Source organism: Micromonospora sp. PLK6-60, assembly GCF_019890675.1.
GTDB lineage: Bacteria > Actinomycetota > Actinomycetes > Mycobacteriales > Micromonosporaceae > Micromonospora.
Window position 1 is genome coordinate 42,398 of sequence record NZ_JAIOAA010000005.1, and the last position, 14,625, is coordinate 57,022.

At 73.8% G+C, this 14,625-nt stretch carries 11 protein-coding genes; 4 read left to right on the forward strand and 7 right to left on the reverse strand.

Annotated elements, in window-relative coordinates; translation table 11 throughout:
* Window positions 1-18: 18 nt before the first annotated feature.
* Complete coding sequence (gene ngcE / locus K7640_RS11735; RefSeq protein WP_222954813.1) at window positions 19-1,434, reverse strand: N-acetylglucosamine/diacetylchitobiose ABC transporter substrate-binding protein; 1,416 nt, start codon at window positions 1,432-1,434, stop codon at window positions 19-21.
* 146 nt (window positions 1,435-1,580) lie between these two features.
* Between ngcE and K7640_RS11740 the strand changes: the two genes are divergently transcribed.
* A complete protein-coding gene (locus tag K7640_RS11740) occupies window positions 1,581-2,927 on the forward strand; it encodes an acyltransferase (protein WP_222954814.1) in 1,347 nt (448 codons plus the stop codon).
* Here the strand turns inward: K7640_RS11740 and K7640_RS11745 are convergent.
* Both K7640_RS11745 and K7640_RS11750 read right to left on the reverse strand, forming a co-directional pair.
* A complete protein-coding gene (locus K7640_RS11745) occupies window positions 2,899-4,389 on the reverse strand; it encodes a CoA-acylating methylmalonate-semialdehyde dehydrogenase (protein ID WP_222955102.1) in 1,491 nt (496 codons plus the stop codon). The genes K7640_RS11740 and K7640_RS11745 overlap by 29 nt on opposite strands.
* Before the next feature lie 23 nt (window positions 4,390-4,412).
* Window positions 4,413-5,714, reverse strand: coding sequence for an aspartate aminotransferase family protein (locus tag K7640_RS11750; RefSeq protein ID WP_222954815.1), 1,302 nt, complete (start codon window positions 5,712-5,714; stop codon window positions 4,413-4,415).
* A 262-nt stretch (window positions 5,715-5,976) separates the two neighbouring features.
* Between K7640_RS11750 and K7640_RS11755 the strand changes: the two genes are divergently transcribed.
* Together K7640_RS11755 and K7640_RS11760 are read left to right on the forward strand one after the other, a co-directional pair.
* A complete protein-coding gene (locus K7640_RS11755) occupies window positions 5,977-6,966 on the forward strand; it encodes a hypothetical protein (RefSeq protein ID WP_308042524.1) in 990 nt (329 codons plus the stop codon).
* Window positions 6,967-7,146: 180 nt separating this feature from the next.
* Window positions 7,147-8,094, forward strand: a complete 948-nt coding sequence (locus tag K7640_RS11760; protein WP_222954816.1) for a DUF6528 family protein — start codon at window positions 7,147-7,149, stop codon at window positions 8,092-8,094.
* A gap of 56 nt (window positions 8,095-8,150) precedes the next feature.
* Here the strand turns inward: K7640_RS11760 and K7640_RS11765 are convergent, their stop codons facing one another.
* Together K7640_RS11765 and murD are read right to left on the reverse strand one after the other, a co-directional pair.
* Window positions 8,151-8,966, reverse strand: a complete 816-nt coding sequence (locus tag K7640_RS11765; protein ID WP_222954817.1) for a poly-gamma-glutamate hydrolase family protein — start codon at window positions 8,964-8,966, stop codon at window positions 8,151-8,153.
* An 84-nt stretch (window positions 8,967-9,050) separates the two neighbouring features.
* Window positions 9,051-10,397 carry a UDP-N-acetylmuramoyl-L-alanine--D-glutamate ligase gene (gene murD / locus K7640_RS11770; protein ID WP_222954818.1) on the reverse strand — a complete coding sequence of 449 codons (1,347 nt, stop codon included), beginning with the start codon at window positions 10,395-10,397 and terminating at the stop codon, window positions 9,051-9,053.
* Between the two features lie 87 nt (window positions 10,398-10,484).
* Between murD and K7640_RS11775 the strand changes: the two genes are divergently transcribed.
* Window positions 10,485-11,834, forward strand: coding sequence for a hypothetical protein (locus K7640_RS11775; protein WP_222954819.1), 1,350 nt, complete (start codon window positions 10,485-10,487; stop codon window positions 11,832-11,834).
* A gap of 140 nt (window positions 11,835-11,974) precedes the next feature.
* On the opposite strand, the gene K7640_RS11780 is transcribed toward K7640_RS11775, so the two are convergent.
* Together K7640_RS11780 and K7640_RS11785 are read right to left on the reverse strand one after the other, a co-directional pair.
* Window positions 11,975-13,693, reverse strand: a complete 1,719-nt coding sequence (locus tag K7640_RS11780) for a PucR family transcriptional regulator (RefSeq protein ID WP_222954820.1) — start codon at window positions 13,691-13,693, stop codon at window positions 11,975-11,977.
* A gap of 38 nt (window positions 13,694-13,731) precedes the next feature.
* Window positions 13,732-14,541, reverse strand: a complete 810-nt coding sequence (locus tag K7640_RS11785) for an RNA methyltransferase (RefSeq protein WP_308042525.1) — start codon at window positions 14,539-14,541, stop codon at window positions 13,732-13,734.
* Window positions 14,542-14,625: the final 84 nt, after the last annotated feature.

Below are 14,625 nucleotides of genomic sequence, written 5' to 3' on the forward strand. Positions count from 1 at the left end.
CCGCCCCCACCGGGTACGTCACGCGGCCCGCTTGTACTTCTTGACCGAGCTGTCCTGGGCGATCGAGTCGGCGCCCCGCTGGCACTGGTCGAGGAACTCGGCCGGGCCGATCCGCCCGCTGAAGAACTCGCCGCAGGCGGCGTCGACCAGGTTGCGCTCCAGCTTGCGGTAGTAGTTGTTGTAGACCCAGTTGAAACCGTTGGCGCCGGACGCGTCGAGGGCCTTGACCACGGTGTTCAGCCCGTACGGCAGCTCGACGCCCTCGGTCGCGCCCTGCACCACGGTGAGGCTGGCGACCTTCCTGGTGAAGTCCTGGGCGCCCTTGCGGGAGAGCATGGTCCGGAAGAACTCCAGCCCGCCGGCGACGTTCTTCGCCTTGGCCGGGACCATGAACGGCTCACCGGCGGTGCCGCGGACCGCCTCGAACGGCAGCTTGTCGCCGCTGCCCAGGCTCGGGGTGGGCTGCACGGTCATGTTGAAGCCGTCCGGGGTGACGTCGGCCTGCTCGCTCTCCAGCCAGGAGCCGCAGGAGATGAAGGCGGCCTTGCCCTGGCACCACGCGGTCTGCGACTGCTTGTGGTCCAGGCCCGGCGAGCCGTCCAGGATGTACTTGTCCTTGACGATCTGGTGCCAGGCGTCGGCGGCGGACTTCATCGCGTCGGACTTCCAGGCGTTCGGCTCCAGGTTGTCGATGGCCAGGGCGACCTCGGGGCCGCCGAACTTGATCGCGGTGGAGATCAGCGGCCAGCTCATGTAGCGCGGGTGCAGGCCGGCGTACGTCCAGGGGGCGATGCCGGCGGCCTTGATCTGCTTGCAGAGCGCGATGTGGTCGTCCCAGGTCTTCGCGTACTGCCAGCCGCGGTCGGCGAAGAGCTTGGTGGAGTGCCAGATGCCGTAGACGGTGTAGGTGTAGTTCATCACCAGGAACGTGCCGTCGTACGAGCCGACCTCGACGGTGCCGGGCAGCAGGGTGTCCTTGACCGTCTTGCCCGGGATGTCGAGGCTCGGCGCGGCGAGCAGCTCGCCCAGGTCGGCGATGGCGTTCTGGGAGACCAGGCCGTTGAAGTCGATCTGCCCGGCGCCGGAGTTGTTCACCACGTCCGGCGGGGTGCCGTCGACGAAGCGCGGCTGGAGGGTCTTGCTGATCTCCTGGGTGGCCGAGTGCTTGATCTCCGCCTTGGGGTACTTCTCCTGGTACATGGCCTCGTGGGCCTTGGCGTACTCCTCGCCGAAGCCGCCGTTGAAGATCACCACCTCGAGCGGGGCGTCCTCCTTGACGCCCAGCGGGTTCTGCTCGCTCTTCTTGCCCTGGTAGGTGTCGCCGTCCTTCTTGTCGCCGCCACCGGCGGTGGCGCAGCCGGCGAGCAGGCCGGCGGCGGGAGTGGCCAGCAGCCCGGCGGTGGCGGTGCGTCGGAGGATGTCACGCCTGTTCATCACAGCTCCTCGGGGTCACCTGATGCTTGTCTTCAGTGCAACGAAGGTTTCCGAAGATTTTCTACGGCAGTGGGGTGCCCGCCACAAGACCCGACGACCGAACCGTTATCAGCACCGGCCGGCCGCGGCTGCCATAGCCTGGGCTCATGCGCCGCCTGCGCCAGCTCGCCGACCGCACCCCGGCTGGCCGGGAGCGCTACGTCGACCTGCTCCGGGCGCTGGCGATCACCATGGTCGTCCTCGGTCACTGGGGCATCACGGTGATCACCCACGACCGGGCCGGTCGGCCCAGCGGGCACTCCGCGCTGGGCGACCTGCCGTGGGTCTGGCCGCTGACCTGGGTGGCCCAGGTGATGCCGGTCTTCTTCCTGGTCGGCGGCTTCGCCAACGCCGCCTCGCTGACCGCCCACCGCAACCGCGGCGGGGACCCCACCGGCTGGCTGGTCGACCGCAGCGCCCGGCTGGTCCGCCCCACCACCGCGCTGCTGGTCGTGCTCGCCGTCGGCGCCACCGTGGCCTGGCTGCGGCACGCCGACCCCAGCCAGATCCGTACGGTGGCGTGGTTCGCCACCATCCCGCTCTGGTTCCTGGTCGCCTACCTGGTGGTGGTCCCGCTGACCCCGCCGATGTACGCGCTGCACCGCCGCTTCGGGCTGGCCGTGCCGGCGGTGCTGGTCGGGCTGGTCGCCCTCGGCGACCTGGGCCGGCTGCTCGGCCCCGAGGCGCTGGCCACCGGCAACTACCTGTTCGGCTGGCTGGCCGTGCACCAGATCGGCTTCGCCTGGTACGACGCCCGTGACCCGGGCACCCCGCGCCGCCGTCGGCTGCCGCTGACCCGGCGGGCCGGCGCGCTGCTGCTGGCCGCCGGGCTGACGCTGCTGGTCCTGCTGACCGTCGTCGGGCCGTACCCGGTGGTGATGTTGAACGTGCCCGGCGAGCGGCTGGACAACGCCGCACCGCCCAGCCTGGCGCTGCTCGCCGCGGCCACCACCCAGCTCGGGCTGGTCCTGCTGCTGCGCGGGCCGGCCGAGCGGTGGCTGCGCCGCGCCCGCCCGTGGCAGGCGGTGATCGCGGTGAACGCGGTGGTGCTGACCGTCTTCCTCTGGCACCTCACCGCCGCGATCCTGCTGATCGGGCTGCTCGACGCCCTCGGCGTGCTGCCCACCCCGGTCGTCGGCACCGCGGCCTGGTGGGCGTGGCGGATCCCCTGGCTGCTCGCCCTGGCCGTGGTGCTGTCCGTCCTGGTCGCCGTCTTCGGCCCGATCGAGGCGCGCAGCCGCCGCAGCCGAGCCCGGGACGCCCCGTCCACGCCATGGCGGACCGTCCTCGCGGTCGCCGGGTATTCGGGCGTGGTCGCCGGGCTGCTGATCAACAGCCTCACCGGCAAGAGCGTGGCCGAGCCGCTCGGGCTGCCCGCTCCGGCGCTGGTGGCGTACCTGGCCGGGGCGGGACTGCTGCGACTGCTCAGGTCTGGGTGGGGAAGCCGAGGTTGACCCCGCCGTGGCGCGGGTCCAGCCAGCGGCTGGTGACCACCTTGCCCCGGGTGTAGAACGCCACCCCGTCGGCGCCGTGCGCGTGCAGGTCACCGAAGAGCGACGCCTTCCACCCGCCGAACGAGTAGTACGCCATCGGCACCGGGATCGGCACGTTGATCCCGACCATGCCCACCTCCACCTCGTGCTGGTAGCGCCGGGCGGCGCCGCCGTCGTTGGTGAAGATCGCCGTGCCGTTGCCGTACGGGTTGGCGTTCACCAGCTCGACCGCCTCGTCGTACGAGCCGACCCGCACGACGCTCAGCACCGGGCCGAAGATCTCCTCGGTGTAGATCGACATGTCCGGGGTGACGTGGTCGAACAGCGTCGGGCCGAGCCAGAACCCGGCCGGGTCCCCGTCCGGCTCGACGTCGCGGCCGTCCACCACCGGCCGCGCGCCGGCGGCCACGCCCGCCTCGACGTACCCGCGAACCTTCGCCGCGTGCGCGGCGGTGACCAGCGGTCCCATGTCGCAGCCGCGCCGGCCGTCGCCGGTGCGCAGCCCGGCCATCCGCGTGGCGATCCGGGCGACCAGGTCGTCGGCCACCGGCTCCACCGCCACCAGCGCGGAGATCGCCATGCACCGCTCCCCCGCCGACCCGAACCCGGCGTTGACCGCCGCGTCGGCGGCCAGGTCCAGGTCCGCGTCCGGGAGCACCACCATGTGGTTCTTCGCGCCGCCGAGCGCCTGCACCCGCTTGCCGGCCAGCGAACCGCGCTGGTGCACGTACCGGGCCACCGGGGTGGAGCCGACGAACGACACCGCCCGCACCGCCGGGTGGTCCAGCAGCGCGTCGACGGCCTCCTTGTCGCCGTTGACCACGTTCAGCACGCCGTCCGGCAGGCCCGCCTCGGCGAACCACTCGGCCAGCAGCAGCGCCGCGCTCGGGTCCTTCTCGCTGGGTTTGAGCACCACGGCGTTGCCGCAGGCCACCGCGACCGGCACGAACCACAGCGGCACCATCACCGGGAAGTTGAACGGCGAGATCACCGCGACCACGCCCAGCGGCTGCCGCAGGCTATACGAGTCGACCTCGGTGGAGACGTTCTCGCTGAACCCGCCGCGCAGCGCCGAGGGGATCCCGCAGGCGTACTCGATCACCTCCAGGCCGCGCTGCACCTCGCCGGCGGCGTCCGCGAGCACCTTGCCGTGCTCGGCCGTGATCACCTCGGCGAGCCGGTCCCGCCGAGCGTGCACCAGCTCCCGGAAGGCGAACAGCACCTGGGTCCGCTTCGCCAGCGAGGCGTCCCGCCAGGCCCGCGCGGCGCGCTCGGCGGCCTCCACCGCCCGGGAGACGTCGGCCGCCGAGGCCAGCGCCACCTGGCCGGTACGCCGACCGGTCGCCGGGTCGAAGACGTCCCCGAACCGCTCGGCGGAGCCGGCGACCCGCTTGCCGTCGACGAAGTGCCCGATGCTGTCCACCGCGCCTTCGCCGGCCCGCGCGCTCACGCCGGCACCTCCACCGACGAGCGGATCGCGTCGACCAGGATGGCCAGGCCCTCCCGGGCCTCGTCCTCGGTAAGCGTCAGCGGCGGGCCCATCCGGATCACGTTGCCGTACAGGCCGCCCTTGCCGACCAGCAGGCCGCCGGCCCGGCACGCCTCGAAGACCTGGGCGGTGGTCGCCGGGTCGGGTTCGGTGCCGCCCGGGCGGACGAACTCCACCGCGAGCATCAGCCCCCGGCCGCGCACCTCGGCCACCCGGTCCAGGCCGGCCGTGGCGGCGCGCAGGCCGTCGGCGAGGATCGCGCCGACCCGGGCCGCGTTGGCCTGGAGGTCGTGCTCGCGCAGGTAGTCGAGGACGGCGTTGCCGGCGGCGGTGGAGATCGGGTTGCCGCCGAAGGTGGAGAAGCTGATCGCCGGCACCGACTCCAGCACCTCGGCCCGGCCCACCACGCCGGCCAGCGCGAAGCCGTTGCCGACGCCCTTGGCGAAGGTGAGCAGGTCCGGCGTGACGCCGTGCGCCTGGTAGCCCCAGAAGTGCTCGCCGGTGCGCCCCCACCCGGTCTGCACCTCGTCGGAGACCAGCAGGATGCCGTGCTCGTCGAGGACCTTCTTCCAGCCGGCGAAGAGCCCGTCCGGCGGGGCGACGAAACCGCCGACGCCCTGGATCGGCTCGGCGATCAGGCAGGCCACGTCGCCGGCGGTCTGGGTGGCGAGCACCTCGCGCAGGTCCTCCACCGCCGCGTCGATCCGGTCGGCCTCGCCGAGGCGGGCCAGCAGGCCGCGGACCCGCTCGCCGGAGTGCAGCCAGGCCACCTGGAGCGGGTTGAGCGCGCTGGCCGACCAGCCCCGGTTGCCGGTGACGCCCATCGCCGCGTACGACCGGCCGTGGTAGCTGTTGCGCACCGCGAGGATCTGGTGCGAGCGGCGGTAGTTGGTGGCCACCAGCAACGCGGCCTCGTTCGCCTCGGTGCCGGAGTTGGTGAAGAAGACCCGGGCGTCCGGGATGCCGGAGAGCCGGGCCACCTTCTCGGCCAGCTCGACCTGCTGGCGGATCAGATAGAGGGTGGAGCTGTGCACGATGCCGGTGCGCAACTGGCGCTCGACCGCCTCCCGGATCTCCGGGATGTCGTAGCCGATCATGTTGGTCAGCACGCCGCCGAAGAAGTCCAGGTAGCTGCGGCCCTGGGCGTCGGTGACCCGGCGGCCGGAGCCGGCGACCAGCTCGATCGGCTCGTCGTAGTAGAGCGGCATCCAGGACGGGAGCACGGCCCGGTGCCGGGCCAGCAGGTCGTCGGAGGTCATCTCGCACCCTTCAGCGGCAAAATTCGCGTTCCCCGCACGCTTTCACCACCACCTGGCAGGGACAACTGTCACTGTGTAGCGCACCGACCGGCCGCACCTGACAGCGCGTCAACCCGCACGCCACGCTTTCCCGCACGCCGGGGCGGACCGACCGCGCTTTCCGGGTGCGCGGAGGCCGAACGGCCGCGCTTTTCGTACCGGCGGGGTGACACCGCCACACCGGCTCCCGGCGGCGGGCCGCCCCGCGCGTACGATCCGGCGGGTGCGCATCGCGGAGGTGGCCCTGCCCACGGGCGCGGCGGGGGCGGGACCCGACGAGATCGCGGCCGGCATCGCCGCCTGGATCGGCTCGGCGCCGCTGCGCGGCCTGGTCGACCGGTTCGGCGGCGAGTGGCCGGCCGGGGAGCTGACCGCCACCCTGGCCGCCCTGGACGACTTCTCCGCCCGGCACTGGGACTTCCGTCGCGGCCGGGAACGCCCCGACGCCACCGAGCCCGACCTGGACGCGGCGACCGCGCGGCTGGTGTCCGACGCCGCCGCCGCGCTCGGCCTGGTCCGGCCGGTCCCGCCGGCCCGCCCGGCGTACGCCCACCTGGTGATCCTCGGCGGGCTGGCGCACGCCTGCCTGCGCCGCGTCGCGTACGCCGGTCACCTGCTGCGGGTCGGGCCGGCGGTGACCGGCGAGACGGCCCTGCTGGGCAGCTTCCGGCCGCTGTCCGACCTGGAGCGGCGGACCCTGGCCGCGGCCGGGCTGCCGCCCTGCGACACCGAGGTCGACGCCCTCGACCTGGCGGTGCGCCGGGTCTTCGGCACCCCGGCGCCGGCCGACGAGGACGGGCACGACGCCGGACACCCGCACCACTCCTGGTCCTCGCGGACCTACCGGCCGGCCGGGCTGCCCCCGGTCCGGGTGCTCGCCGCCCCGTCCAGCGAGCCGGACCGCCGGCGGGCGCACACCGCGGACACGCAGCGGTTTTGGGCCGGCCACGTCCGGCTCTCCCCCGGCGACCCGGTGCTGATGGTGACCGCCCCGATCTACGTGCCGTTCCAGCACTGCGACGCGCTGCGCACCCTCGCACTGCCGTACGGCTGCGGGGTCGAGACGGTGGGGGTGGACCCGGCGCTGCCCGACGTGGCCGTGCTGCCGGAACCGGTGCTGAGCCCCGGCCGCTACCTCCAGGAGATCCGCTCCGCGATCCGCTCCATGCGGGCGCTGCACCGCGCCCTGGTGGAAGGAGGGGGCCCTTCTTAACGCATTCGGTAGAGGAAGGGCCCCTTCTTAACACCCTGTCGCCTATCCATCACCATCATTGCCGCCCCACTACCATTCGCATACGTTCAGACACCGTCAGTCGTGGTGCGGCCTGAGCGTTCCGTGGGCCGCACCCGTCAGCGCCCCGACGGGGCTCGCCACACGGGAGGTTTCATGGCGATGATGCGCTCGACAGACAGGACGCGACGGTGGTGGCGCACGTTCGGTGCCACGCTCGGCGCGGCGACGGTGGGCCTGGTGGGCGTGCTGGTCGCGCCCACCGGCGCGCAGGCGGCCAGCGACCGGGTCGCCGTGGTCGACCAGCGGTACGGGGTGCGGATCTTCAGCGCCGGCGCCAGCCGGTGGACGGCCGGTTCGGCCCAGTGGTCGTGGAAGCGGCCCACCGGCAGCGGCTGGAAGAACGTCTCCGACGTCAAGTTCCGCAAGCAGGGCTCGCGGTACGTGGTCCTGGTGGCGGCCTCCGGTGGCCGGGCCGGAATCGTCGACTACAGCACCCGCAAGGTGCGGTACCAGGTGGCGCCGGGCGGCAACCCGCACGCCATCGAGCTGCTGCCCAACGGGGCCGTGGTGGTCGCCTCGTCCGACCCCGGCAAGCTCACCCTCTACGGCAAGGGCCGCACCAGCCCGGCCGCCACGAAGGCGTTCGCCAAGGCGCACGCCGTCTACTGGGACAGCGCCATCAAGCGTCTCTGGGCCGCCGGCGGCACCCGGTTGTGCAGCTACCAGGTGGGCGGCACCGCCACCGCCCCCAAGCTCACCAACGCCGCCTGCCGGTCGGTCACCGGGAACGTGCACGACCTGGCGCCGGTGTACGGCACCTCGGCCGGCCTGTGGATGAGCAACACCAGCCACGTCTACCGGTACGACATCAACCGCAACCGGTTCCAGCGGGCCCCCGGATACATCGACACCAGCAAGATCAAGAGCGTCGGTAACCACTCCGGCGGGCTGGTCTTCACCACCAAGGTCGGCGGCGCGAACGGCGACGGCACGTACGGCAACGGCAACGTCTGGCTGTACCGGCTCAACGGCTCGTACGTCGGCAACCGCTATCTGGCCGGCGCGGCGATCTACAAGGCCCGGCCGGTGGTCTGGAGCTACCGGTAGTCACCCGCCGGGGCCGGTGGCGGGTGCCCGCCGCCGGCCCCGGTGTGCCGTACCGGTCAGCCGACGCGGCGGGCGATCGCCGTCCGGGTCGCCCGCACGAAATCCCAGAACAGCGGCAGCGTGGTGTTCTTCCGCTCGGCCCGGGTGTTGGTGCCGAACATCGCGGTGCGCAGCGCGGTGGTCAACTCCAGTTGGCCGCCCGCTCGGGTAACCGTCCGGTTGCAGATGTTGCGCGCGTCGGTGCCGTCGATGTCGGCGCCACCGCCCCCGGCGAGGGTGATGTTGACCCGCGCGTACTCCTGACGGAGCAGGTCGCGCAGGGTGGCGTCGAGGCCGCCGACCAGGACCGCGCGCGTCCCGACCGGCACCCCGGCGTCGGCCTCGGTGCAGCCGTGCAGGGCGACCGCGTGCCGGGCGCCGCCGCAGATCGACAGGGCGTACGGGTCGTCGCAGTTGGTCGAGGTGACGTGCAGGGCGCCGTTGCCGCTGGCCCGCAGCCCCTCGAACATCCAGTAGTCGTGCAGGCCGGCGCCGTCGGTGGCGGTCGCCAGGGTGGCCGGGTGGTAGCCGGCGACGGCGAGGCAGAGCTCCGACGTGCCGACCTCGATGCCGCCGCCGTGCGGCGCGACGACCGCCACCTGGGGGTAGGGCGCGTTCGTGATGAGGTCGTTGTCGAAGGCGGGCTGGCGGCGGTACCGCCGGGCGTAGTCGGTTCCCTCGACCAGCCCCGGGTCGGCGTAGAGGGCGGTGTTCGAGCCGTACAGGTCACCGGCCGCGCGGGCCGGGGCCGGCGGCGCGGCGGCCAACAGCGCGGGGGTGCCGACCGCCGCCGAGGCGAGGGCCGCGAGGACGGTACGCCGCCGTGCGGGCATCGTCGCTCCAATCAGGAGTGAGCCGGGTGGGCAGAGATTACCCTGAACCCGCCCTGCCCACGGCACCTCGCGTCGCCGCCGGGCTCAGCCGGCGGTCTCCGCGACCGCCTTGGCGAACACCTCCGAGCGGTGCTCGAAGTTGCGGAACCGGCCGTAGCTGGGGGCGGCCGGGGAGAGCAGCACCACCCCGCCGACCGGGGTCAGCTCGCGGGCCCGGCGTACCGCCGCCACCAGGTCGCCGACCACCTCGGTACGCACCCCGGACAGCCCGGCGAGGGCCTCGACGATGCGCGAGCCGCTGTCCGGGATGCCGAGCACGGTGATCTCCCGGTCGGCCAGGTGCGCGCGCAGCGGGCTGTAGTCCAGCCCCCGGTCGGTGCCGCCGACGATCACCGTCAACGGCCGCCCCTCGTACGCGTCGATCGCGTGCATCGCCGCGTACGGGCTGGTGGCGAGGGTGTCGTCGACGAAGGTCAGCCCGGACGGGTCGGCGATCTCGGTGAGCCGGTGGGCCAGGCCCTGGAACTCGGCGACGGCCACCGCCAGGCTGTCCTTGCGGGCGATCACGTCCACCCCGAGCGCGGCCAGCACGGCGAGCGCGACGCAGAGGTTGCCCTCGTTGTGCCGGCCGACCAGCGGCAGCACCGCCCGGGGGAAGAGCGGCTGGTCGCCGAGGTGGAACCAGGGCGTGCCGTCCGGGCCGGTGGCGACGTGGGTGGTGTCCGGGGAGCCGGCGCGGACCGCCGGGCGGTCGCCCAGCTCGGCGGCGAGCCGCGGGTCCGCCCCGTTGACCACCACGGTCTGCGGGCCGTGGGCCAGCAGGTTGAGCTTGTCCCGGTAGTACTCCCGCTCGCCGCCGTGCGCGTCCAGGTGCTCGGGGAAGAGCGCGGTGACCACCGCCACCCGGGGCGAGTCGGTCAGGTCGGCGCACTGGTAGCTGGACAGCTCCAGCACGTACAGGTCGGCCTCCGGCAGGTCCAGCAGCGGCACCCCGATGTTGCCGCCGAAGACGTTCGGCCGGTCCATCGCGGTGAGCAGGTGGCTGATCAGGCTGGAGGTGGTGCTTTTGCCCTTGCTGCCGGTGACCCCGACGGTCCGGTCGGCGTGCTCGGCCATCCAGAGCGCGCTGCCCTGGGTGACCGTCACCCCCCGGCGGCGCAGCTCGACCATCCACGGGTGGGTGCTCGGCACGCCCGGGGAACGGACCACCACGTCGGCGGCGGCCAGCCGGGCGAAGCCCTCCTCGCCGGTGATCAGCGGGGCGGCCCCGGCGAGCGGCCCCTCCCAGGGCAGGGCGAGGAAGTTCGCGCTGTCGTCGACGGCGACCAGCTCGGCCGGCCCGTACCCGGCGACGGCGGTCACGGCGGCCCGGCCCTCCCGGCCGGCGCCCCAGACGGCGACTTTCCGTCCGCGCAGGTCAGACAAGCGCACAGGTAACTCCTCCGGTCGGCGGCGGTCGCGGGCGGCCAGGTCCGGCGCACTCGGGCACGGCGGACGAACCAGGGCCTAGTATGGCGTGTGCCCAACGAGCAGCTCCGGCGGATGGACGCCTTCACCTTCCCGTCCTTCTCCATCGATCTCGCCACCGGCGAGGCCTTGTTCGACTACGCCCTGACCGGCCCCGACGGCGAGCAGCGGTTCACCGAGGTGATCACGCTGCCGTTGCCGGCCGAGCCGCCCTCGGACGAGACGGTGGCCGCCCTGGAACGGGTGCTGGAACTGCTGCACGTGGTCGCCGGGGTGAGCTACTACAAGGCCGCCGCGCCGCGCCGGCTGGTGCTGCCGACGCCGCTGAACGCGGCCGCCGTCGAGCTGGTCACGGCCGTCTACACCAAGGGCCTCGCCGAGTACGCCTACCGCAACCAGCTGCCGCACGTGCTCCAGCTGCGCCCCGAGGTCCCCACCGGCTCGGTGGCGCCGGCCGCGCCGCTGGACAACTCGGACCGGCGCCCGCTGTCGGCCGTCGGCGGTGGCAAGGACTCGATCGTCACCCTGGAGGCGCTGCGCCGGGCCGGCTTCGACCCGGTGCCCTTCTCGGTCAACCCGAACCACGTGATCGTCTCGGTCAACGAGGCGTCCGGGCTGCCCGCGCTGGCCGCCCGCCGGCGGATCGACCCGGTGCTGTTCGACCTGAACGCGGCCGGCGCGCGGAACGGGCACATCCCGGTCACCGCGATCAACTCGCTGATCGCGGTCGCCACCGCGGTGCTGCACGGGCTCGGCCCGGTGGTGATGTCCAACGAGCGCTCGGCGTCGGACCCGAACCTGGTCTGGGACGGCCACGAGATCAACCACCAGTGGTCCAAGGGCGTCGAGGCGGAGGGCCTGCTGCGGGCGGCGCTGGCCGAGCACGCCGGGCTCACCGAACCGTACTTCTCCCTGCTGCGCTCGCTGTCGGAGCTGCACATCGCCCGGCTCTTCGCCGCCATCGACCGCTACGACGCCGTGGTGACCAGCTGCAACGCCGCGTTCAAGCTGCGTGACCCGAGCGAGCGCTGGTGCCGGAACTGCCCGAAGTGCCGGTTCGTCTTCCTGGCCATGGCGCCGTTCATGCCCCGGGAGCGGGTGGTCGGCATCTTCGGCGGTGACCTGCTGGCCGACGAGACCCAACTCCCCGGCTACCGGGAGCTGCTCGGCGTGGACGGGCACAAGCCGTTCGAGTGCGTCGGCGAGGTCGAGGAGTCGGTGGTGGCGCTGAGCCTCCTCGCCGAGCAGCCCGAGTGGCGCGACGCCCCGGTGGTCCGCGCCCTCGCCGCCGCCGTACCGGAAACCGCCTGGTCCACGGCGGCCACCTCCGACGTCTTCACCCCCGGCGGCCCCAACCACATCCCCCCGGCCTACGCCAAAACCCTCGAATCCCTCACCTGACCCACCCCGCCCTGCGAGACCCGCCCCCGCCTGATCCGTTGATCATGGAGTTAGCGGCGGGAAATGCCCGTTTCGACGCCGCTAACTCCATGATCAACGCGCGGGGGGACGCGGCGGGGACGCGCGTGGGCGGGGCGGGGTCAGGGGGTGCGGATGGCGTCCAGGGCCAGCAGGGCTACGTGGAGGGAGAGGCAGGTCTCCACCGAGTCGAGGTCGGCGTCGAGGATCCGGGCGATGCGGGCCAGCCGCTCGTAGAACGCGGGCCGGGACAGGTGCGCCGCGCCGGCCGCCGCGGACTTGTTGCGGCCCTGGTCGAGATACGCCCGCAGGGTGCCCAGCAACTGCTCCCGGGGATGCTGGGCGTCGTGCGCCAGCAGCGCGCCGAGCTCCCGCTCGACGAAGGTCTGCACCCGTGGCTCGTCGCGCAGCAGGTGCAGCAGCCCGGTGAGCCCCACCTGCGGCAGCCGGACGATCGGCAGGTCCCGCCGGTCCCGCCGGGCCGCGTCGGCGATCTGCCGCGCCTCGACCAGGGACCGGCCGGCCTCCCGCAGACTGCCGACCCCGGCACCGGCGGCGACGATCACCGAGCCGGCCCGCCCGGCGGCAGCCTCGCCGCGCAGCCGGCGCAGGGCGGTGGCGAACGCCAGCAACGCCCGCTCCTCGGCGGCCGGGTCGGGCAGGGCGACCAGCGCGCCCACCGCCTGGTCGTCGACCGCGCTGGTCAACGCGGTGAGCTTGGCCTCGCGCAACGCCTGGCCGACCGCCTCGGCGAGATCCCGTAGCCGGGCCGGGCCGGCCGCCGGGGTCTCCGCCGGCAGGCCGCTCTCCCCGGTCGGGGCGTCCTCGGGTTCGTCGGCGCGGTGCCGGACCACCACGCCGACCAGATGCCGCCGCTCCAGGGTCACCCCGAGCGCCTTGGCCCGCAGCGCCACCTCGTCCACCGGCCGGGAGTGGTCCAGCAGCGCGGTGAGCAGGGTGCGGTGGATCTGCCGCTCCAGCCCCTCGACGTCCCGGCGGATCAGCCGGCCCAGCGCCAGCGTCGAGGCGGCCCGCTCCACCAGGATGGTCAGCCGGGTCGGCGGCTCCCCCGCCGCCCGCGCGCCCGGGCCGGCACCGGCCAGGTCACCCCCGCCCGGCCAGCGCAGCAGCAGCCGCCCCCAGTCCTCGCCCCGGGCCCCGACGGTGGTCACCAGCCACCCGCTGTCCGCGTGGTACGCGGTGCGGCCCGCCGGCCGGACCCGCCGGGAGTGCAGCTCCCACCCGTCCAGCAGCAGCTCCGCGTTCTCCCCCGCCGGGTCGTACGCAAGCACCTGCCGGGACAGGTTCTCCAGCACCACCGGGCACCCGGACAGCTCGGCGGCCTGCCGGATCACCTCGGCCGGCCCGGCCCCCTCCACCGACAGCTCGGTGAACCGCTGGTGGATCTCCTCGGTCGCCCGCAGCTCGGTGAGCTGGGCGTCCACGATCAGCGCGTGCACCGCCTCGGTGATCCGCACGAACGGGGTGGCCCGGCGCAGCTCGACCAGCGGCAGCCCGCGCCGCTCGGCGGCGGCGGCCATCACCCGGGGCACCCCGCTGACGTACCGGCGGCCCAGCTCGACCACCAGGCCGGAGACGCCGACGTCGGCCAGGTCGCCGATGAACGCGCGCAGCCCGGCGTCGTCGGCGGGCAGCCCGATACCGGTGGTGAGCACCAGCTCCCCGCCGCCGAGCAGGGTGGCGATGTCCGGCACCTCGGCCACGTGCACCCACCGGACAGGCCCGTCCAGCCCGCCCTCGCCGGCCACCAGGCGCGGGGCGCCGTGCCGGACCGGATCGAGCGCGAGCACCTCACGGACGGTAGGGAACACGGGCGACACGCTACCGTCCGTGACGCCCGCCGGAAACGGCGGCGCGGTCAGAGCGGATCGTCGCGCCCCAACTCCCAGCAGGCCACCGCGGTGGCGGCGGCGACGTTGAGCGAGTCGACGCCGCGCCGCATCGGGATCACCACCCGTACGTCGCTGGCGTCCATCGCCGCCCCGGTCAGGCCGGCCCCCTCCGCGCCCATCAGCAGCGCGGCCCGGGCCCGCTGGTCGGCGGTGAGCCGCTGGATGGGCACCGCGTCCGGGGCGGGGGTCATCGCCAGCACGGTGAAACCGGCCGTGCGGACCTGCCCGAGCGCGTCCGGCCAGGGCTCCAGCTTCGCGTACGGGATGGCGAAGACCTCGCCCATGCTGACCCGTACGCTGCGCCGGTAGAGCGGGTCGGCGCAGGTCGGCGAGAGCAGCACCGCGTCCACGCCCAGCCCGGCCACGGCCCGGAAGATCGCGCCGAGGTTGGTGTGGTTGTTGACGTCCTCCAGGATCACCACCCGGCCGGCCGCGGCGAGCACCTCGGCGGCGGTGGGCAGCGGGGTGCGGTGGAACGAGCCGAGCACCCCCCGGTGCACGTGGAAGCCGGTGGCCCGTTGCAGCACCTGCTGGCTGGCCGCGTAGACCGGCGCGTCCCCGGTGTCCAGGTCGGCGAGCTGGTCCACCCGCTTCGCGTCGACCAGGTACGACCGGGCTGGGTAGCCGGCCCGCAGCGCCCGCCGCAGCACCAGCTCCCCCTCGGCGATGAACAGGCCGTGCGGGGGCTCCCAGCGGGTACGCAGCTCGACGTCGGTCAGCGCGCGGTAGTCGGCGATCCGCTGGTCGTCGGGGTCGGTGATCTCGTGGACGGGCACCCGACGATTCTGCCTGCCCGGCCCGCACCGGCCGCCAACCGGTGGCCTGCTGCCGCTTTTCGTCGGTGGTGGCCGGTTGCTCAC